Annotated in this window: 23 protein-coding genes, 1 pseudogene and 1 other annotated feature; of the genes and pseudogenes, 3 read left to right on the forward strand and 21 right to left on the reverse strand. The window is 41.5% G+C overall.

The window, feature by feature from the left end; all coding sequences use genetic code 11:
- Positions 1 to 45: 45 nt before the first annotated feature.
- The 11 genes from trmFO to D8849_RS01375 all read right to left on the reverse strand — a co-directional run bounded on the left by trmFO (position 46) and on the right by D8849_RS01375 (position 10,228).
- Positions 46 to 1,380: a methylenetetrahydrofolate--tRNA-(uracil(54)-C(5))-methyltransferase (FADH(2)-oxidizing) TrmFO gene (gene trmFO / locus D8849_RS01325; protein WP_000083700.1), complete on the reverse strand. Its 1,335-nt coding sequence runs from the start codon at positions 1,378 to 1,380 to the stop codon at positions 46 to 48.
- A gap of 432 nt (positions 1,381 to 1,812) precedes the next feature.
- Positions 1,813 to 2,691, reverse strand: a complete 879-nt coding sequence (gene rsmI / locus D8849_RS01330) for a 16S rRNA (cytidine(1402)-2'-O)-methyltransferase (protein ID WP_049488664.1) — start codon at positions 2,689 to 2,691, stop codon at positions 1,813 to 1,815.
- Between the two features lie 2 nt (positions 2,692 to 2,693).
- Entirely contained in the window at positions 2,694 to 3,011 is a 318-nt protein-coding gene (gene yabA / locus D8849_RS01335) for a DNA replication initiation control protein YabA (RefSeq protein WP_049488662.1), read from the reverse strand.
- A 39-nt stretch (positions 3,012 to 3,050) separates the two neighbouring features.
- The gene (locus D8849_RS01340) at positions 3,051 to 3,941 is read right to left on the reverse strand and encodes a DNA polymerase III subunit delta' (protein WP_049488660.1); all 891 of its coding nucleotides are present in this window, start codon (positions 3,939 to 3,941) and stop codon (positions 3,051 to 3,053) included.
- Positions 3,938 to 4,576, reverse strand: a complete 639-nt coding sequence (tmk, locus tag D8849_RS01345; RefSeq protein WP_049488658.1) for a dTMP kinase — start codon at positions 4,574 to 4,576, stop codon at positions 3,938 to 3,940. The genes D8849_RS01340 and tmk overlap by 4 nt, the downstream gene beginning before the upstream one ends.
- Positions 4,577 to 4,689: 113 nt before the next feature.
- Positions 4,690 to 5,487, reverse strand: a complete 798-nt coding sequence (proC, locus tag D8849_RS01350) for a pyrroline-5-carboxylate reductase (RefSeq protein WP_125385956.1) — start codon at positions 5,485 to 5,487, stop codon at positions 4,690 to 4,692.
- A 3-nt stretch (positions 5,488 to 5,490) separates the two neighbouring features.
- Positions 5,491 to 6,753 carry a glutamate-5-semialdehyde dehydrogenase gene (locus D8849_RS01355; protein WP_125385957.1) on the reverse strand — a complete coding sequence of 421 codons (1,263 nt, stop codon included), beginning with the start codon at positions 6,751 to 6,753 and terminating at the stop codon, positions 5,491 to 5,493.
- A gap of 9 nt (positions 6,754 to 6,762) precedes the next feature.
- Complete coding sequence (proB, locus tag D8849_RS01360) at positions 6,763 to 7,872, reverse strand: glutamate 5-kinase (RefSeq protein WP_221762852.1); 1,110 nt, start codon at positions 7,870 to 7,872, stop codon at positions 6,763 to 6,765.
- A 109-nt stretch (positions 7,873 to 7,981) separates the two neighbouring features.
- Positions 7,982 to 8,872, reverse strand: a complete 891-nt coding sequence (locus tag D8849_RS01365; RefSeq protein WP_049488651.1) for an RluA family pseudouridine synthase — start codon at positions 8,870 to 8,872, stop codon at positions 7,982 to 7,984.
- Positions 8,862 to 9,323: a signal peptidase II gene (gene lspA / locus D8849_RS01370; protein ID WP_125385959.1), complete on the reverse strand. Its 462-nt coding sequence runs from the start codon at positions 9,321 to 9,323 to the stop codon at positions 8,862 to 8,864. The genes D8849_RS01365 and lspA overlap by 11 nt, the downstream gene beginning before the upstream one ends.
- Positions 9,320 to 10,228, reverse strand: coding sequence for a LysR family transcriptional regulator (locus D8849_RS01375; RefSeq protein ID WP_001025694.1), 909 nt, complete (start codon positions 10,226 to 10,228; stop codon positions 9,320 to 9,322). Before D8849_RS01375 ends, lspA begins: the two co-directional genes overlap by 4 nt.
- Between D8849_RS01375 and D8849_RS10585 the strand changes: the two are divergent.
- A pseudogene (locus tag D8849_RS10585) lies at positions 10,221 to 10,292 on the forward strand (AraC family transcriptional regulator); the annotation flags it as partial. The gene D8849_RS01375 and the pseudogene D8849_RS10585 overlap by 8 nt on opposite strands.
- A 166-nt stretch (positions 10,293 to 10,458) precedes the next feature.
- On the opposite strand, the gene rpmA reads toward D8849_RS10585, so the two are convergent.
- From rpmA to D8849_RS01400, 4 genes are all read right to left on the reverse strand, one after another.
- Positions 10,459 to 10,752: a 50S ribosomal protein L27 gene (gene rpmA / locus D8849_RS01380; protein ID WP_000916509.1), complete on the reverse strand. Its 294-nt coding sequence runs from the start codon at positions 10,750 to 10,752 to the stop codon at positions 10,459 to 10,461.
- A gap of 16 nt (positions 10,753 to 10,768) precedes the next feature.
- Entirely contained in the window at positions 10,769 to 11,113 is a 345-nt protein-coding gene (locus tag D8849_RS01385; protein ID WP_000613699.1) for a ribosomal-processing cysteine protease Prp, read from the reverse strand.
- Positions 11,114 to 11,128: 15 nt separating this feature from the next.
- The gene (gene rplU / locus D8849_RS01390; RefSeq protein WP_000109141.1) at positions 11,129 to 11,443 is read right to left on the reverse strand and encodes a 50S ribosomal protein L21; all 315 of its coding nucleotides are present in this window, start codon (positions 11,441 to 11,443) and stop codon (positions 11,129 to 11,131) included.
- A gap of 36 nt (positions 11,444 to 11,479) precedes the next feature.
- Positions 11,480 to 11,659: a sequence feature (ribosomal protein L21 leader region), on the reverse strand.
- Between the two features lie 64 nt (positions 11,660 to 11,723).
- Positions 11,724 to 12,410: a YoaK family protein gene (locus D8849_RS01400; RefSeq protein WP_185756192.1), complete on the reverse strand. Its 687-nt coding sequence runs from the start codon at positions 12,408 to 12,410 to the stop codon at positions 11,724 to 11,726.
- A gap of 153 nt (positions 12,411 to 12,563) precedes the next feature.
- Between D8849_RS01400 and D8849_RS01405 the strand changes: the two genes are divergently transcribed.
- Both D8849_RS01405 and D8849_RS01410 read left to right on the forward strand, forming a co-directional pair.
- On the forward strand, positions 12,564 to 13,541 hold the full coding sequence (locus D8849_RS01405) for a Gfo/Idh/MocA family protein (protein ID WP_125385962.1): 978 nt from the start codon (positions 12,564 to 12,566) through the stop codon (positions 13,539 to 13,541).
- Positions 13,538 to 14,620, forward strand: a complete 1,083-nt coding sequence (locus tag D8849_RS01410) for a DEAD/DEAH box helicase (protein ID WP_049488642.1) — start codon at positions 13,538 to 13,540, stop codon at positions 14,618 to 14,620. The genes D8849_RS01405 and D8849_RS01410 overlap by 4 nt, the downstream gene beginning before the upstream one ends.
- A gap of 173 nt (positions 14,621 to 14,793) precedes the next feature.
- Here D8849_RS01410 and D8849_RS01415 read toward each other — a convergent pair whose 3' ends face one another.
- The 6 genes from D8849_RS01415 to D8849_RS01445 form a co-directional block, all read right to left on the reverse strand.
- Complete coding sequence (locus D8849_RS01415) at positions 14,794 to 16,557, reverse strand: glycerophosphoryl diester phosphodiesterase membrane domain-containing protein (protein ID WP_125385963.1); 1,764 nt, start codon at positions 16,555 to 16,557, stop codon at positions 14,794 to 14,796.
- Between the two features lie 8 nt (positions 16,558 to 16,565).
- Positions 16,566 to 17,156 (reverse strand): 3'-5' exonuclease, encoded by a 591-nt coding sequence (locus D8849_RS01420; protein WP_125385964.1) that lies wholly within the window; start codon positions 17,154 to 17,156, stop codon positions 16,566 to 16,568.
- 209 nt (positions 17,157 to 17,365) lie between these two features.
- Positions 17,366 to 17,857, reverse strand: a complete 492-nt coding sequence (gene rocS, locus D8849_RS01430; protein WP_000021242.1) for a chromosome segregation protein RocS — start codon at positions 17,855 to 17,857, stop codon at positions 17,366 to 17,368.
- Between the two features lie 76 nt (positions 17,858 to 17,933).
- The gene (locus tag D8849_RS01435; protein WP_125385965.1) at positions 17,934 to 18,626 is read right to left on the reverse strand and encodes a 5'-methylthioadenosine/adenosylhomocysteine nucleosidase; all 693 of its coding nucleotides are present in this window, start codon (positions 18,624 to 18,626) and stop codon (positions 17,934 to 17,936) included.
- Between the two features lie 16 nt (positions 18,627 to 18,642).
- Positions 18,643 to 18,954, reverse strand: a complete 312-nt coding sequence (macP, locus tag D8849_RS01440; protein WP_000517862.1) for a cell wall synthase accessory phosphoprotein MacP — start codon at positions 18,952 to 18,954, stop codon at positions 18,643 to 18,645.
- Positions 18,955 to 18,965: 11 nt separating this feature from the next.
- Positions 18,966 to 19,511 carry an NUDIX hydrolase gene (locus D8849_RS01445; protein WP_125385966.1) on the reverse strand — a complete coding sequence of 182 codons (546 nt, stop codon included), beginning with the start codon at positions 19,509 to 19,511 and terminating at the stop codon, positions 18,966 to 18,968.

The raw sequence follows: 19,511 nt of genomic DNA on the forward strand, positions 1-19,511 counted from the left end.
ATTTCTAAGATTTTTATAGTATCATGAGCAATTCTTTCAAAAAAATTAGACTGTTAAAAATTCCTCTAAGTCAGCAAGGGCACGCTCTGCAATTTTTTCATAACGAGCCTTCTTATCACGGATACGTTCGCCTTCCAACTCCTTGATGATTCCAAAATTGACATTCATTGGTTGGAAATGTTTGCTGTCGGCATGGGTGATGTAATGAGCTAAGCTTCCAATCGCTGTTGTTTCTGGGAAAATAGCCTCGCTTTCTCCCTTGAAGAGACGAGCCGCGTTAATTCCCGCAACCAAGCCTGAAGCAGCTGACTCTACATAGCCTTCCACACCCGTCATTTGACCAGCAAAGAAGAGGTTTGGCTGTTTCTTAGAACGATAGGTTTGCTCAAGAAGATTTGGTGAATCCATGTAAGAATTGCGGTGCATAACACCATAACGAACAAACTCCGCATTTTCAAGACCTGGAATCATTTGGAAGACACGCTTTTGTTCCCCCCATTTGAGGTGGGTCTGGAAACCAACGATATTATAGAGACTACCTGCTGCATTGTCCTGACGAAGTTGCACAACCGCATAAGGTGTTTTAAATTCTCCATCACGAGGTCCTGTGTAGTCGTCCGGATACTCAAGACCCACTGGTTTCATAGGACCATAAAGCATGGTTTTAATACCTCGTTTGGCCATAACTTCGATAGGCATACAGCCTTCAAAATACTTTTCTTTTTCAAAGGAATTGAGCGGAGCTTCTTCCGCATTGACCAAGGCTTCATGGAAATCCATAAATTCTTGCTTGGTCATTGGAGCGTTGAGATAAGCGGCTTCTCCCTTATCATAACGAGACTTGAGATAGACCTTGCTCATATCGATAGTGTTGACGTCGATAATAGGGGCTGCCGCATCGTAGAAATAGAAACCATCGCCATCATTAAGAGCATGAATCTTTTCAGCCAAGGCATCGCTAGTCAAAGGACCAGTAGCGATAACTGTAATAACATCTGTCGGCAATTCTGTAATTTCATCACGAACCACTTCAATCAAGGGATGGTTGGCCACTTTTTCGGTCACCATTTGAGAGAAACCATCACGGTCCACCGCAAGAGCACCACCTGCAGGAACACGTGTAGCTTCAGCAGATTCCAAGATAACAGAACCCAAGCGACGCATTTCTTCCTTGAGAAGCCCAACAGCATTAGTTAGAGCATCCCCACGAAGAGAATTGGAACAAACCAACTCAGCAAAATTGTCTGTTTTGTGCTGGGGTGTTGACTTGACCCCACGCATTTCATAGAGTTTAACTGGAATACCACGTTCTGCAATTTGGTACGCTGCTTCTGACCCTGCCAAACCAGCACCGATAACATTGATATAAGATTGAGACACGACACTAATACCTCTTTGGGAGTGTGAAGACAAGGTTCACATTGAAAAAGCCAATCGGACTTACTTCGCTTTCGAGTTTCTTGGCTCAGGCTGAAAGAGTCCACAGGACTTACTTCGCTTTCGAGTTTCTTGGCTCAGGTTGAAAAAGTCCACAGGACTTACTTCGCTTTCGAATTTCCTGGCTCAGGCTGAAAAAGTCCACAGGACTTTCCTCGCTCTCGAATTTCTTGGCTCAGGCTGAAAAAGTCCACAGGACTTTCCTCGCTCTCGAATTTCTTGGCTCAGGCTGAAAAAGTCCACAGGACTTTCCTCGCTCTCGAATTTCTTGGCTCAGGCTGAAAAAGTCCCCCGGACTTTTTCACTCCCACAAATCTTTCTATTTTTTTCTTCTACTAGTATAACAAAAAAAGGGAAGAAGGCAAACTTCCCTGTTTAGTCATTTTCTTGATTTTCTTCCCATTCGTGGTAGGCAGCATAAAGCTGGCTTTTATTCCACTGGTAAATCTTAGCGACTTCCTTGATAGCTTGGTTTTTCTTCATGCCTTGCTGGATGCGGACTTGGATTTCTAAGAACAAGTCCTCCTTGTCTTTTTCCTCCACATCCTGACTGGCACCTTCAACAATGAGAAGGCATTCTCCCTTAAGTGGCGTTTCAGAGATGCTTTCCAGCAATTCAGAAATTGTACCTCTTTGGTATTCTTCATAGATTTTGGTCAATTCTCTGACCAAGACGACCGAGCGGTTGCCATAAACTGCTAGCATATTTTCCAACGTATCTGCTACACGATGAGGGGATTCATAGAAAATTTGTGTTTCAGGATAGTCTTTTTTCGAGTCGAAAAATTGCTTTTGCTGGCCTGATTTTCTCGGTAAAAAGCCGTAAAAGATATGTGGCTGTGGCGCTAAACCACTGGCAATCAAAGCAGAAATTCCTGCAGAGGCACCTGGAACTGTGACAACAGCAATATCTTCCTCAATGGCTGCCTTAACCAAATCATGACCAGGGTCTGAGATGCTAGGCAGACCCGCATCAGAAACCTGAGCAATACTTTGTCCTGCTTTCAGGAAACTAATCAAATCAGGAATCTTTTCCTTGGCATTGTGCTCATGAAAACTAATCTGCTTAGTAGAAATATCAAAATGCTTGAGCAAAAGCCCAGTATTGCGCGTGTCCTCAGCAGCAATCCAGTCCACCTCTTTCAAGGTCTGGATAGCTCGAAAGGTCATATCGTCTAGATTGCCAATCGGCGTTGCCACTAGATACAGCTTGCCATAGGGAGACTGCCCCTTAAAACTTTTTTGAATCTGCATGCCTACTCCCTGTATAACAACTCGTCACAGAACATACATTCCTCGTCCTTCTCTCGACGTTGTCCATAAAAATCATTACATACGTGAAATCCATCCCGGTAAATACGACGGACACTTTCACGAACATGCTTAGCCTTGACAGGAGCATCTGCTTCCACCTCACCCAAGCGTTCGCGCAACTTACTATTTTCCAAGCGAAGAGCTGTATTTTCCTCTACCAGGCTCTTGAGATTTTTCTTGATGGCTTCCACATCGGCCAAGGTTACCAATAACTGTTGGGAAAAATCATCCAGCGCGTCAAATAATTCTTTTTTGTCCATAAAACAGCCCTTTCCTTTCTTTATCGTTCATTTTTGAGTTCATATTTCTTTCAAGACCAGATATTCCATGGCATTTTGAAAGCTGACATTAGCTTGCCACATTTTTCTAGCTTCTAGCAAATCTTGTAGAATCACTCTAACTCTTGCTTGCAGGAGGTCCTGCCCACAGAGGACTTCAAGAATCCGTAAAACCTGATCTTGTTTTTCCTTATCATCTGCCAAGTTGGCTAATTTAGCAACCTGCAGATAACTTTCTTTTTTCTTAGCCACTAACCAAGTCAGCAGGCGTTCACTTTCATCGACGAAGGTCCAAAAGCCTGCCTGATTAGCCAACTTTTCTGCTTCAGCTCGTGATTGACTAAACTGGGCTAAGAGAGTTGCTTTTTTCTTAACCAGCCCCATTTGTTCTAAGAGCAAGATGAGTTTTTCTTCTTGCTTTTTAAAGTGGAAAATCTGGGTCCGACTTCGGATTGTCGGTAAGATCTTTTCCTCATCGCTGGTCAAGAAGAAAATGTAAACCTCACTCTGGGGTTCTTCGATGACCTTGAGCAAAGAATTGGCTGCATTAGGGTGCATTTTCTCAGCTTGATCGATAATAAAGACCTGCTGCTGGCTTTCAATCCCTGCTTGAGAAAACTGCCCCACCAATTCTCGAATGCGTTCTGTCTTAATGACCTGATTAACTGGTTTAATCAAAGTGACATCGGGAAATTCTCCCTGTTCAATCAGTTTACAATTTCGGCATTTCTCACATGGTAAAACACCTACTTTATCTGTACAAAAGAGGCTCTTAGCTAAAAATTGCGCCATTTCCAAGCTTCCAAAGAAACCTGAAAAGAGGTAGGCATGATTGAGCTGGTCTTGTTCTAGGATACGGACAAATCGGTCAAACTGATCTGGTTGCCAGGCCTTTAGTTGATCTTGTTTCATTTAGCCAATCCCATTCTATCAAACAAGACAGTCTTGGTAGTTTCCACAACTTGCTCCAAAGGAAAACTAGCATCAATCTTGACAATACGACTTCCTTCTTTGTCCAGAAGAGAAAGGTAACCTTGACGGACTTTTTTATGCAAGTCCAACCCTTCCAAGTCCAAACGATTGACCTCACGATTGCTATTAGCAGCAATGCGAGCCAGTCCTTCTTCCACCTCGATGTCAAAATAGAGTGTCAAATCAGGTTTAAGGCCATCTGTCGCAAACTGATTGAGCCAATCAATGGCGTCAATATCCAAGCCACGACCAAATCCCTGATATGCAATGGAACTATCTATGAAGCGGTCCATAATGATCAACTTGCCAGCTTCAAGGGCAGGGAGAACTTTTTCCACCAAGTGCTGTCTGCGACTGGCAATATAGAGCAAAAGCTCTGTTTTAGCATCCATCTGAGTATGACTTGGATCCAAAATTACTTCCCGAATCTTCTCCCCAATCAAGACTCCGCCTGGCTCACGGGTCGTCAGCACCTCTACTCCGTTTTCCTCTAAAATCGGGAGCAGAGCCTCCAAAACACTGGTCTTTCCTGCTCCCTCTGGTCCCTCAAGAGAGACTAAAAATCCTTTTGACATGTCTAACTCATTTCTTTTTTACTACTTCTATTCTATCAAAAAAATAGGGGTTTGTGACAATCTTTTTGTCTTCTCATTTCAACCACCATAAAAGAGGCAGACAAAGCCACCTCTTATTTACCTAATTCTTGTGTTCGTTTGTAGGCTTGACCAACTGCATCCATGACTGTTCCTCGAAAAGCATGCGCTTCTAGACTCGCTACACCAGCGATAGTCGAACCGCCTGGGCTGCAGACTTGGTCTTTCAATACTCCAGGATGCTCTTGGCTTTCTAGGACCAATTGACCAGCTCCTACCACAGTTTGAGCCGCCATTTTCAATGCTGTCTCTCGTGGCAATCCAGTCTGAACACCTGCATCTGCCAAGGCCTCAATAAAGAGATAGACAAAGGCTGGTCCACAGCCTGCAAGACCTGTCGCTGCGTCGATTAAGCCTTCTCCTAGTTCAACCAATAGACCAGCCTTATTTAAAAGCTGACAAAAGAGCTCACTGTCCTCAACCCTGCAATTAGGAGACAAGGCATAACTAATCACTCCTTGTCCGATAGAAGCAGGGGTATTTGGCATCATACGAATAATTCGGTGTTGACTTGGGATAAGACTTGCTAGTTTTTCTAAAGTCAATCCAGCTGCCATGGAGATCAAAAGAAGACTCTCTCGTTTTTCAAGAATGGTCTGGTATTGAGAAAGCAGTTCAGAAAACTGAGCAGGCTTAACTCCTAGAAAAATCACATCTGCTTCTGCAAAAATTTCTTCATTGCTGGAAGCCTGACCACCAAAGTTGGCGATGAAAGCATCCACCTTGGCTTGACTACGATTGGCAAGAAGAATGTCATCACCCGTCTTGGCCTGCAAAACAGCCTTGGTCAAACTAGCTCCCATATTTCCCAAACCGATAAATCCAATCTTCATCTCTTACTCCCTTATCTGTCCGTCACCAGTAACCACATACTTGTAGCTAGTCAACTCCTTCAAGCCCATTGGACCACGCGCGTGCAATTTCTGAGTAGAAATCCCCATTTCACAACCAAGACCAAATTGGCCACCATCTGTGAAACGAGTTGAGGCATTGACATAGACAGCTGCAGAGTCCACTTGATCTGTAAAGTATGCTGCAGCTTCAGCGTTTTCCGTCACAATGGCATCCGAATGATGGGTACTGTGAGCTTCAATGTGCGCAACCGCTTCTTCTAAACTGCTCACAACCTTAACAGCTAGAACATAGTCCAAAAATTCGGTGTCAAAGTCTTGATCCTCAGCTGCTTGGCCTGAAAGAAACTGACTTGCATTTTCATCCAAGCGGAATTGAATTGGTTCCAACCCAGCTTCTTTTCGATTCTCAACCAGCACTTGCTCCAAGCGAGGAAGGAAGCTTGCTGCCTTGTCTTCATGAACAAGTAGAACCTCCATGGCATTACAAACAGAAGGACGACTGGTTTTAGCATTGTTGATGATAGACAGTGCCTTGTCTTCGTCTGCATCCTTATCCACATAGACATGGACAATCCCAGTCCCTGTCTCGATAACAGGTACAATCGCATTCTCAACCACGGCATTGATCAAGCCAGCCCCTCCACGAGGAATGAGAAGGTCTAGATAGCCCTTGGCCTTCATCATGGCATAGCTACTTTCACGGCTGGTATCTTCCACCAGTTGAATCACATCTGGGTGAATAGTAGTCGTTTCCAAGCCCTTCTTCAAGGCTGTGACAATGGCATGGGCAGTTTGATAGGCATCCTTCCCACTACGAAGAACAACCGCATTTCCACTCTTGAGAGCCAAAGCAGCTGCGTCTGACGTCACATTTGGACGACTTTCATAGATAATACCGATAACACCCATAGCCACACGTTTTTTGGTGATAACCAAACCATTTTCAAGATGACTTGTTTCTAAAACTTCACCTATTGGATCTGGTAAGGCAACCACTTCACGAATCCCAGTTGCCATCGCTTCTATACGACCTGCATCCAAATAAAGACGATCCAGCATCACATCTGAGATTCTACCCTTAGCAGCTTCCATATCGAGGGCATTAGCCGCTAAAATTTCCTCTGTAGCAGCCACTAAGTGATTAGCCATGGCTAACAAGGCTTGGTTTTTTACCTCTTCACTAGCTGTGTTGATCGATTTTTTAACAGCCTGTACCTGTTCAAATTGTTCTTGTGTACTTACCATAGTTTACCTCTAAAATTCTGTAAAGAGAAGTTGGATTTCAGGTGTAATGGAAATCCAGTCATCACGGTGAATCAAGACACCCTTGGCTTTTTGAGAACGCAACATATCCTCCAAAGCAGATGCACCAAATTGCACACGCCCTTTTCCAAGTGATTTTCCACTTTCCTTGTCAAATACTGTCACGATATCACCATAAGAAAAGGCGCCTTCTGCTTCAACAATACCAGATAAGAGAAGACTCTTGCCATGTTGAGAGAGAGCTTCTGCAGCCCCTTTATCAACCCAAATAGAACCTTGACTCTGAGCATAAAAGGCCAGCCATTGTTTCTGGGTACGAAGTCCCTTCTCTTGCGCAACAAAGTAGGAACCATCCTTGGTCTCCTCAGCTGCTTCAATCATGGCATCTGACTTCAAGGATGAGCAGATATAAACAGGAACTCCTGATTCCGTCGCGATAGTTGCAGCTTTGATTTTGGTTAACATGCCACCTGTACCATTAGACGAACCTGCTCCACCGGCCATATCAATAATCTCACGATTGATAGTATCGATTTTCTCCAAGCGTTTGGCTCTTGGATATGAATTAGGATTTCCAGTATAAAGACCGTCTACGTCTGTCAAGAGGACCAAAAGGTCAGCTTGGACCATGGCAGCTACCTGCGCACTCAGAGTGTCATTGTCCCCAACCTTGAGCTCATCAATAACGACACTGTCATTCTCATTGATGATAGGAATCGCGCCACGGTTGAGTAAAACCGACAAAGCCTGATGAGCATTTTTATAACGGCGCTTATCCACAAAGTCATCCTGGGTCAGCAAGATTTGTGCAGAAACGATTTGGCGCAAGAGAAGATTGGTCGTGTATTCTTCCAACAAAAGCCCTTGCCCTACCGCTGCTGAAGCCTGTTTATCAGCAATCTTAGTCGGACGCTTTTTAAATCCTAAGGCACCAAAACCTGCAGCAATGGCACCCGACGACACCAAAATCAATTCATGACCAGCTTCGTGCAACATAGCCAACTGCTGGGTAATAGCCTTTACCTTACTACGTGATAAACTTCCATCCTCATTTGTCAGAGAAGAAGTCCCCACCTTAAAGACAATCCGTTTGTATTTCATAGTCTCACTCCGATTCTTCATATTTATCCATTATAACATGAATGGCAGGAAATAGAAAAGAGTTGATAGGAAAAAGGTCGAGACAAGTCATCTCAACCTTTTATCACGTCTAATTCTTTCTCAATCTCTCCAAGGTTTCCTTAAAAAGCTCTGGGATATCTGCTGTAAATTCCAAAATCTCACCTGTTCTCGGATGAGTAAAACCTAAAGTCTTGGCATGAAGAAACTGTCCATTTCCTTTCAAAGTCTTGCGAGGACCATAGACTTCATCACCAGCGACTGGATGACCAATATAAGCCATGTGGACACGGATTTGATGAGTGCGGCCTGTTTCCAGCTGCAGCTCCACTAAGCTATAATCACCAAAGCGTTCCAAAACGTGGAAACGGGTCACTGCAGGTTTCCCTTTAGCAGTCACAGCCTGTTTCTTACGGTCTTTTTCACTACGGCCAATCGGTGCTTCAATTACACCGCGATCATTGGGCAAATTTCCATGAACAATCGCCCAATATTTACGAAGAGACTTTTTATCCTTGAGTTCTTGGGCAAGTGCTAGATGCGCCTCATCGTTTTTAGCAATCATAAGAAGACCTGACGTATCCTTATCAATACGGTGAACAATTCCTGGACGCAGAACCCCATTGATACCCGACAAGTCCTTAATATGATACATAAGGGCATTTACCAGGGTCCCACTAGTATGACCAGCACTTGGATGCACCACCATCCCCTGAGGTTTGTTAACGACGGCCACATCCTCATCTTGGTAGATGATTTCTAGCGGAAGATTCTCAGCTACATACTCTAAAACCTCTGGTTCTGGCACATGGTAAGTGACGACATCGCCCTCTTGGACAGTGTATTTAGCTTTCTTGACTTGACCATTGACCAAGACCTGGCCTGATTTGATTTGTTCATTCGCGAGACTGCGTGATAATTCTGTCAAATCCGACAAAGCCTTATCCAAACGCAGGCCACCAGTTTCAATTTTAATTTCCATTTATTTCCTCTTTTAACATTGCAATCAATAAAATAATCACTCCAACCGTCAGATAGCTATCTGCCACATTGAAAATTGCAAAATTGATAAAGTCAAGGTGGAACATATCCACAACAAAGCCCTGACTCACCCTGTCAATAAAGTTTCCAAGTCCACCTGCAATAATCAAGGTCAAACCCAAGACCATCCAGAATGAGTCCTCCATGTGTTTATGTAGATACCAAATGGCACCAATCACGACAACCAGAGTAATGACAGCGAATAACAACTGCTGATCTTGTAAGATAGAAAAGGCTGCCCCTCGATTTTGCAGGTAGGTCAAGCTAACGAAATTGGGAATCCAAGATCGTACTTCACCCAATGGAATTTGCTGGACGATGTAGGATTTTACCAACTGATCAAGCCCAATCAAAAGCAGTACAATGACTGCCACTATTCCTCTTTTTTTCATGATTTCCTCTTCTGATTAAAATATTCTTGCATGACTTCTACAAAGAGAGTCCCAGCTTGACTCAGCTCCACTTCTTCACGTTTAACATAAACCATGCGATTATCTAGGTTATCCTTGAGACGAATAACTGTGATACCATTAACACTATCACTATCTAAAAATCCAGAACCTGTCGCATAGGCGTCCGTCCGCTCCAAAATACCATTCAAGGTAGCACGGTCTGTCACATTGAACATCTGTGAGCTCGCACTGGTATCAACAAAATTCTCTGAATAATAAAGGTACTCGTCTTTCTCTTGAGTAAAACGAACCGTTGGTAAATCAGCTAAATCCTCCATAACCAATTCCTCTTTCTGAGCCAAAGGATGCCCTTCACGAAGATAAATGTGGGTATGGAAGGGAATCAACTCAATAACCTCCAGACCTAGCTTTTCAACCCGTTGCATAATCCCCTTTTTATTTTGATTGTTGAGGTAGATAATCCCAATCTCACTATGTCCTTGCGCTACTTCGTCTAAGATTTGAACAGTAGTTGATTCAAAAATACGGAAATTCTTATAGTCAGGATAGCGCTCTGAAAAGGCCGTAATAGTTGGTGGCAAGAAGTCATAGTGCTGACTAGCAATGGAAAATTCATCTTTTTCTTCTTCAGGATTGGCATACTGATTTTGAAAAATATCAAATCCTTTAACCAATTCTTGAGCTTTTTCATAAAATTCCATACCACGACGAGTCAAGAAAGTCCCTGAGCTGGTCCGACGGAAAATCTTAAAGCCCAACTCTTTTTCCAAATCACGAACAGAAATAGACAAACTCGGCTGACTAACATACATCTTTTCAGCAGCTTCACGAAAAGTACCGCTATTCGCAATAGCCACAACATAACGTAATTGTTGAATGTTCATCTTCTACCCCCAACTTCTTTATCTTTTCATTATACCATATTTTAGAAGTTTTCCATCGAAGAAAAATAATGTCACTCATAAAATTCATCTACACTAAGAACGAAAAAATCATGGGTTCCAAAACAAAAAAAGAGGCTCTCCGAAATCTCGGAAAGCCTTATTTAATGCTACTTCTAGCTTCCTCGCCTTTATATTTCAAGGCTCGGGATAAAAAGGTTCACTGGACCTTTTTATTTAGCGATTGGGTAAACAGAAACTTGTTTTTTATCGCGTCCTTTACGTTCAAAGCGTACTACGCCTTCAACTTTAGCGAACAAAGTATCGTCTCCACCACGTCCAACGTTTACACCTGGGTAGATGTGTGTACCACGTTGACGGTAAAGGATTGATCCACCTGTTACAGTTTGTCCATCAGCTGCTTTAGCTCCAAGACGTTTCGCTTGTGAATCACGTCCGTTTGATGTAGAACCTCCACCTTTTTTGTGGGCGAAAAGTTGCAAGTTGTTAAGAGTCATTTTTAACATAATGTTTTCCTCCGTGTTAGTTTTCTGTGATAACTCTGGTTTGGACGAACTCAGAAGAGTTCTCCGATAAGTTTGCCATACCTAAGAAAAATGATTCAAAGAATAACTGGGTCATTTCTCTCTGGTGTGAAGGAAGATCTTTTGGTATTTCAACCATCAGATAGCCACCTTCATCTTCGTTTAATTCTAGGATTGGTTCATAGCCTGCAAATTTCTCAATAGAATTGATAAAGTTAATGGCAAGCGTAGAAACCGATGCACACACGACATCTAAGCCGTATTCGCCACTCTCGGCGTGTCCAGTAATTTCCGCACTCCTCAGCTCGCCATCTTCGGCTCTCTCAAAGACTGCTTGTATCATGTGTTCTCCTTAAAATTAAGCGTTGATTGCGTTGATGACAACTTTTGTATATGGTTGACGGTGACCTTGTTTACGGTGGCTACCTTTTTTAGGTTTGTACTTGTAAGTAACAACTTTCTTTTGTTTTCCTTGTTTTTCAACAGTTCCAACTACAGTAGCTCCAGCAACAAGTGGAGTTCCGACAACAGTGTTTTCACCACCAACAAGAACAACTTCGTTAAAAGTAACTTCTTGACCAGCTTCAACGTTCAATTTTTCAACGTAAACTGCTTGACCAACTTCAACTTTAACTTGTTTTCCGCCAGTTTTGATAATTGCGTATGTGCTCATTATGCACCTCCTATGATTTTTATGGGTTTCCCCGAATTTTTTGTGAAGACTCGCCTAGCATCGTGGGACAAACCACTTAAAAGAAGAGCTCTAAGTATAACAAAGAATAAACTAGGAATTGAGCCGAAGACATAACTTATGTTAGGCAAGGCGACAATGACGAAGTTTAAATTTGTTATACGACGAGCAACGATGTTCGTGCGGTTGCACAGGATTGTGCATAGTCAACTCTTTAAGTATAGCATATCTCCTATTTTCTTACAAGTAATAACACCTAAAATCAAGCTTTTTCTTTTACTTTTTTTCGCCAAGAGGCAAAAAGCATGCTAATGTAAAAAATGCTCATCATAATAGGAACACCAAGAATGGTCTTTTCATGATAGAAAATCGTCAAATAGGCTGAAAAGACAACGCCAAGGACAAAACTACTAAGCAGGCTAACAAATATGAATCCTTCACGTAAAAATGGTGTGTGCTTGGTCCTAAAATAATCTCCAAAAGCTAGCATGGTCCGTTTGATATTCCCTGTCATAAAAGCGTTATTATAGGCAATACCCGACACTTCTCCAAAAGCAGTTGTCACCAATCCCATACAGAAGGCCAAGGGCGGTACTAGATAGATATTATCTACAGTCTGCGGCACAAAACCAATAATGATTGATAAGATTGCTAAAGGAAGCAATGACAGAATGGGCTTTTTCACAATTCTCAATTTTTCCTTATAAACAGTTAATAAAAAGACCCCCATCATAAAAGCTAGCAAGGTCATTACTTTCGCACTGGCATCTGACACATTCTGTTGAATGAGTCCCACTGAAAGAAAGACTACATTCCCAGTTTGTCCAGCTACAAGAGTATTCCCTCGCACAATAAACGTATAGGCATCTACATATCCTGCACAAAACGTCAAAAAAAGCGCTAGCCTCTTAGACTGACGTGATATTTTTCTTATAGGTAATAACCTCATTTTCCCTCCCATTTCATTTACTCATCTCATTATTGTACCACTTTCTTTGGAAAAGACCTAGTAGCTTATTTGAAATTTTTTCCCCTCTGTTGGATAGTCCTGTCTATCTATGTTATAATGAAAGAAGGATTTGAAATCGGAAAAGGAGTAACTATGCTTAAATTAGGTGTCATCGGAACAGGGGCTATCAGTCACCACTTCATAGAAGCAGCCCATATCAGTGGAGAATACCAGCTGGTCGCAGTCTATTCTAGAAAACTAGAAACTGCGGCAACCTTTGCTTCTCGCTATCAAGATATCCAACTCTTTAATCAATTAGAGGACTTCTTCAAGAGCTCCTTTGATGTTGTCTATATTGCTAGTCCAAACTCCTTGCATTTTGCTCAGGCAAAAGTTGCATTATCTGCTGGAAAACACGTCATTCTTGAAAAGCCAGCTGTCACTCAACCACAAGAATGGCTGGATTTGGTTCAAACAGCTGAGAAAAATCACTGTTTTATCTTCGAAGCAGCTCGTAATTACCACGAAGAAGCTTTTACTACTATCAAAAACTTTTTAGCAGACAAGCAAATTTTAGGGGCAGATTTCAACTATGCCAAGTATTCTTCCAAAATGCCGGACTTGTTAGCTGAACAGACACCAAATGTCTTTTCAGACCGTTTTGCTGGTGGAGCGCTTATGGATTTGGGGATCTATCCTCTCTACGCTGCCGTTCGTCTCTTTGGAAAAGCTCAAGACGCGACCTATCAGGCTCAACAACTTGACAATAGCATGGACCTGAATGGAGACGGAATCCTCTTATACCCTGACTTTCAAATTCATATAAAAGCTGGGAAAAACATCACTTCCAATCTTCCTTGCGAAATTTATACGACAGATGGAACCTTGACCCTCAACACCATCGAGCATATCCGCTCAGCTATTTTTACAGACCACCAAGGAAATCAAGTCCAGCTCCCTATCCAACAGGCTCCTCATACGATGACTGAGGAAGTCGCTGCATTTGCACACATGATCCAGCAACCAGATCTGAATCTCTACCAAACTTGGCTGGAAGATGCAAGTTCAGTTCATAAGCTACTATATACTATGCGCCAGACTGCTGGCATTAGATTTGAGGCAGAAAAATGAAAAACAAACTACCAACTGAATGGCAAGAACTAAGTGACCAACTCGGTTTCCAAGAATTCACTCCCATTCAAACCCAACTATTTGAGCCCCTTCTTGCTGGAGAAAACCTCCTAGGAGTGAGCCCAACAGGAACTGGTAAGACCCTAGCTTACCTTCTACCAAGTCTTCTCAGACTACAAAAGAAAAAAGCGCAGCAACTCTTGATTCTAGCACCAAATACGGAGCTTGCTGGACAGATTTTTGACGTATGTAAAACGTGGTCAGAAGCTATCGGCTTGACTGCCCAACTCTTCTTATCAGGTTCGAGTCAGAAACGCCAGATTGAACGTCTAAAAAAAGGACCAGAAATTCTGATTGGAACTCCTGGCCGTATCTTTGAACTCATTAAATTAAAAAAAATCAAGATGATGAATGTGGAAACCATCATTCTAGATGAATTTGACCAATTGCTCGATGATTCTCAGATACACTTTGTCGAGAAAATTACTCACTATGCACCTCGTGACCACCAACTTGTCTATATGAGTGCGACGACCAAGTTTAACAAAGAAAAAATTGCGCCTAACACACGTACCATTGATCTTTCTGACCAAAAATTGGACAACATCCAACACTTCTACATGCAGGTAGATCAACGTCACAGAGTGGATATGCTACGAAAACTGGCTCATGTGGAGGATTTCCGCGGTCTGGTCTTCTTTAACAGCCTATCAGACCTTGGAAGCGCAGAGGAAAAATTACAGTATCGGGATATCTTGGCTGTTTCCCTCGCTAGTGATGTCAATGTTAAATTTAGAAAAGTTATCTTAGAAAAGTTTAAAGACAAGCAACTAACCCTACTTCTCGCAACAGACCTTCTGGCACGTGGAATTGATATCGATAGTCTAGAATGCGTCGTAAACTTTGATGTCCCAAGAGATATCGAAACCTACACTCACCGTGCTGGACGTACTGGCCGTATGGGCAAGGAAGGTTATGTTATTACTCTCGTCACTCATCCAGAAGAAATCAAAAAACTTAAGAAGTTTACAAGTGTCCGTGAAATTGTCCTAAAAAATCAAGAACTCTATATTAAATAAGCTTGGCGAGAGCCAACCTCTGATTTAAAATAAAATCCTCAGAATACGAGTTTCTAAGGACCTTATCTCAAGACTGAGCCTAGGACAATAGTCCCTTATCTCCAAAAAAGCAACGTATTTGCCGTTGCTTTTTTGTGGTTGAGAACTATTTTGTATCAGGCTCTTTTTGCTTACTAAAAATTAAAGAATTCCATAGCCTGTTTGAAAAGCAAATCAGTATACTCTGGGTCTTCTTGGGCAATAGTAACCTGATCTTGAATCATTTCCAAGTCATCTGTTATCATTCCATCTGCTCCCAAATGAACTGATTTATCAAAGGACTCTGAACTATTGATGGTCCAAACGTACAATTTCTGATCGGTATTCCAAAGCTTGTTGACAAAATTTTCATCTAAAGTTGAATACTCCATGGTATAACCTGTAGCCTTGGTTCTTGGAAAAATACTATTATAAGGTAGGATGAAATAGATTGGAATTTGAGAATCGTAGGCTAAAACCTGATCAATCACATGGTAGTCCAAGGATTGCATTTGGTGACCATTCTGCTTAAGAACCGTTCCATATTTTTCCATAAAGCGTTTCATCATATCAGGGCTATCTTTTCGACTGGTTTTAATCTCAATAAGAAGTTTTTGATGCAATTCATTGGCTTTATTGAGGTAGTCATCAAAACTGGACACCTTGCTATGATAACCATTTTCTGAAATATCGAGTTTGGTTAATTCTTTCAAAGTTAGATCCTGTGGATTGGCATTAACACCTGTCAGATTCTTGATATTGGCATCATGCATCATGACAAACTGGCCATCTTTCGTTTCCTGAACATCTGTCTCAACAAAGTCTGGACTTAGTTGGGCTGTCTTTTCTAAAGATTGAACTGTATTCTGCACACCATTCTTATTGGATACTCCCCTGTGAGAGATAATTAAAGGTTTATTGGCCACTGGAGCTTCCAAATAAACATAACCCTCAAGAGCGAAAAAGATACAAGCACAGCCCATCACTCCCCATCTCATCCAGTGATCTTTCTTTCTCCTTGGTGTGATCTCTAGTTCTTCTCCTGTTAGGAAGGAAACAAACTTAATGAGAAAATAAGTCAAGGCTATGTAGTGGAAATTCTTAATCAAGACAAAGTTGATAATTCCCAGCACAAGAGATTCCTTATGAGTCAGACCATCCATCAGCACTTGACTTGCTAGGATTGGAATCAACAGAAGAATGAAAAATAGGTAGGTTTTGACGACAATCCAAAGCAAGTTCCAAGTATAAAACCAGGAGTGCTTTCTTGTCTTCTCTAGACTGTATCTGACAGCTTCTTTGACTGTTCTCTTTTCAAATAAAAGCTGAGGTAGGGCAAACATGAAACGCACTGAAATGTAAAATAGCAGTAAAGCCAGAATAGTAACCACTATACCTACTAGCCAATACTTGTCTTCCACATAATCAACGATAAAGTCCGGAATGACAATTTTATTGAGGTAATAAATCTTTAAAATCTTTCGAATCAATGGAAAGAGCATCATGACATAAAAGAAGATAAAGGCTATCTTTGCAAGCGTGACTTGCTTCATAAACAAGAAACTTTGGTGAAAGACCTTGCGACTGTACTCTAGCAAGGTTCTCTTTTCATGACATAATAAATGCCGAGCACCGATAAAGAGGAGTCCTATTTGAAAATAGGCAATCAGTAAATTAACAATTACCAGAACAAATAAAGCAAGACTAATAAAGGGTGAACCCGTTATAATGGCAAAAATATTGTTATAGGAAAGAAAGAGATAGCCTGTCTGACGGAGCAAAAGTCCAGCAATCCAAGAATTTGCTGGTAACCAGACAAACTCAATCATCATGAAAGCCAAGAAAAATAGAAAGAGTATTTTATCTAGATTAAAGTATATCTGCTTAAAACCTAGATTTTTAGGTTTTTCAGGTTTCATAGTCACTCCTAGTCAAATAATTGAGACAAGTCCAAGCCTCCAAAAGGATTGTTTGATAGGCTACTTTCTGTCTCTAACAATTCTCTAGCTTGATCCGACTCTAGAAAGGACTCGTAAACACGCGCCGTCATCCGTGCATCCTCTAGACTATTATGAGACTGACCTTGAAATCCAAGAAATGAGGCAACAGTTTGCAATTTGAGATTGGCAATACCATGTAAATCTGAACTACGACGTTCAAAAGCTTCATCATACAAATCTACCTTATACTGCTGGCTGTAGTCTAAACCATGCTCTGCTAGAATAGGCAAATCACTTTTAGCAGCATTGTAACCTACCATCGGTAAAGAACCTACAAATTCTTGGAATTCTTTTATGGCTTTCTCCACTGGAGGAGCATCTTTTAAGGTCTCAGCTGTAATCCCAGTCAAACCATTGATAAAACTTTTTAGAGGCACATTGGTATGAACATAGGAATCATAGGCATCTATTTCCTGACCATCTCTAAAACGCACTGCCGATACTTGAATCAAGTGTGTTTGTCCTTCGTGCTGATTAAATTCTAAATCGAAAGCAATGTAATCTTCTAATCGTTCCATTCTATACCTCTCCTATACTGTTATTTTATACTCTTCGAAAATCAAATTCAAACCACGTCAACGTCGCCTTGCCGTACTCAAGTACAGCCTGCGGCTAGTTTCCTAGTTTGCTCTTTGATTTTCATTGAGTATTACTTGAGCAACTATACTATTTAGATTAGAAATAAAAGAAGCCATCAGGTTAGCATTTAACCTAAACAGCTCCTTGATTATCCTCCAAATAAACGAGCAAAAAAACCTTTCTTAGTTGATTGGACTTCTTCTTTTGCTTGGTCCAGCTCTAGCTTAAGATTTTCTTGATCCTTCATAGCTTGAAGGGTCAATTGTTGCTGCTGATCGAGTTGTTTGTCTTTCTCAGCAATCTGACGGTCTTTGATACGCATCTGCTCGTCTTTTTCTGATAACTGACGATCCTTGGCTTTTAATTGTTCATAGAGACGAAGAATTTCAGCATTCTTCTCATCAACCAGAATCTCCATCAGTTCACGTTGCTTGACATCTTCACTGACAGGCTCATCTTCAAAAATCGTTTTTTTATAGATTTCTTCTAGCTTAATCAAGCCACTTCTGGTAACTACTGTTACCCCTTTGTCATTTTTATCTGTGTCTTCTTCTGGTAATTCTTTGACACGGTTATTGATTGCTTGGCGAGATAATCCTAAGACCTCTGCAATCTCACTGACGGTCATTTCAATACTCATAATATCCTCTGAAACGTTTTCTAGCTTTTCTTTACTTAAATCTTATCATAAGCTAGAAAAACTGTCAAATTTTCGCTTAATTTAAGGCCTTCAAAAAGGCTAATAAGACTTGGGCAGAGCGACGTCCAGCTTCGATAATAAACTCATCAAAAGAGATGTTTGCTTCATGGTTGGCATTGTCACTCATAGCTCGGATGACTAAAACCGGGAGATTAAGAGCATGCGCTGCCTGAGCAATAGCTGCTCCCTCCATCTCAACGGCTAAAACTTCTGGGAAATGGGACTTAATCGCTTCTATCTTGTCATTTCCTGCAACAAAACTATCTCCTGTAGCAATTAAACCAAGGTGCCATTTTTGGTCCAATTGAGATAAACTCTCTTGGATTTTGGCTACAAAGGTTTTATCTGATTCGAAATAAAGTGGTTGTTGCGCCATTTGCCCATAAGCATAACCAAAAGCTGTGACATCCACGTCATGATAGGCTAATTTATCGGCAATCACAACATCCCCAACAGCGATGCCTTCTGCTACTGCCCCAGCTGATCCGGTATTAATTAGAACATCCACTTGGAAATGATCAGCCAAAACCGCCACACTCATAGCAGACATGACCTTACCAATTCCACTTTCTACAAGAACGACTTCATGAGAGGCAATGGTTCCTGTGTGATAGGTATTGTCTAAAACAACTTGCTCCTGGGCATTTTCTAGATGCTGGACCAGATACGCCAGTTCTTCTGGCATAGCCGCAATAATTCCTATTTTCATTTCAATTCCTTTTCTATTACAAAAGTTTCATTGCTAACACAAGCAAAATCAAGAGAAATATGACTGCGAATAAAATTTTATTTAACTTAGAATTGAAGACATTTCTCTTGGTATTTTCAATGCGACGGCTTTTATGAATAGACGGTTCGACCTGAATCTTCAAGGTTTCCTGGCTAAAACCATGTTCCTTAGGATTGGCATAACCAAAACGGGAAGAAGAGGTTGGTAAAATTTTTGTCTCCTCATCATCTAGCAAAGGAGGACCTGAAATTTTTTCGCCTCTGTTAGCTCTTTCAATCATTTCATCCGTTAATAAAGGTTTACCCATACTGACCTCCTCTATTTTTTGTGCAATTCCCAATACTGAACAGCCATAATTGTCTTGGCATCGCAGATATGACCTGATTGGATCAATTCCTTGGCTTCTTCTAAGCTCACTTCAAGGACTTCCAAGGTTTCATCCTCATCCTGCGGACGCGGATTTTCCACTTTCGTCAAATCGCTTGCTAGGTATAGTTTTAACTTTTCATTACAAAAGCCAATGGCTGAGTAAAAATCGTATAAGAGTTCTAATTTCCCTGTATGGGCTGTTTCTTCCTCTAATTCACGTAGGGCTGCTGCTACAGGGTCTGTATTTTCTCCTACTTCCAACTTTCCGGCTGGAATTTCGTAAGAGACAGCCTCGATGGCCTTGCGGTACTGCTTGACCAAGATAAGTTTTTTCTCATCCGTTACAGCTAAAACACAGACAGCTCCATTATGGAAAATCAAATCCCGTTGAGCAGTTCCTTTACCTTCTGGTAATTCAACCTGATCTTGGACTAGTTTAAATATTGGTCCTTGATAGATTTCTTTTCGGCTAAGCGTTTTTTCTTCAAATTCCAT

It is taken from the genome of Streptococcus mitis, from assembly GCF_003942765.1.
Taxonomy (GTDB): Bacteria; Bacillota; Bacilli; order Lactobacillales; family Streptococcaceae; genus Streptococcus; species Streptococcus mitis_BE.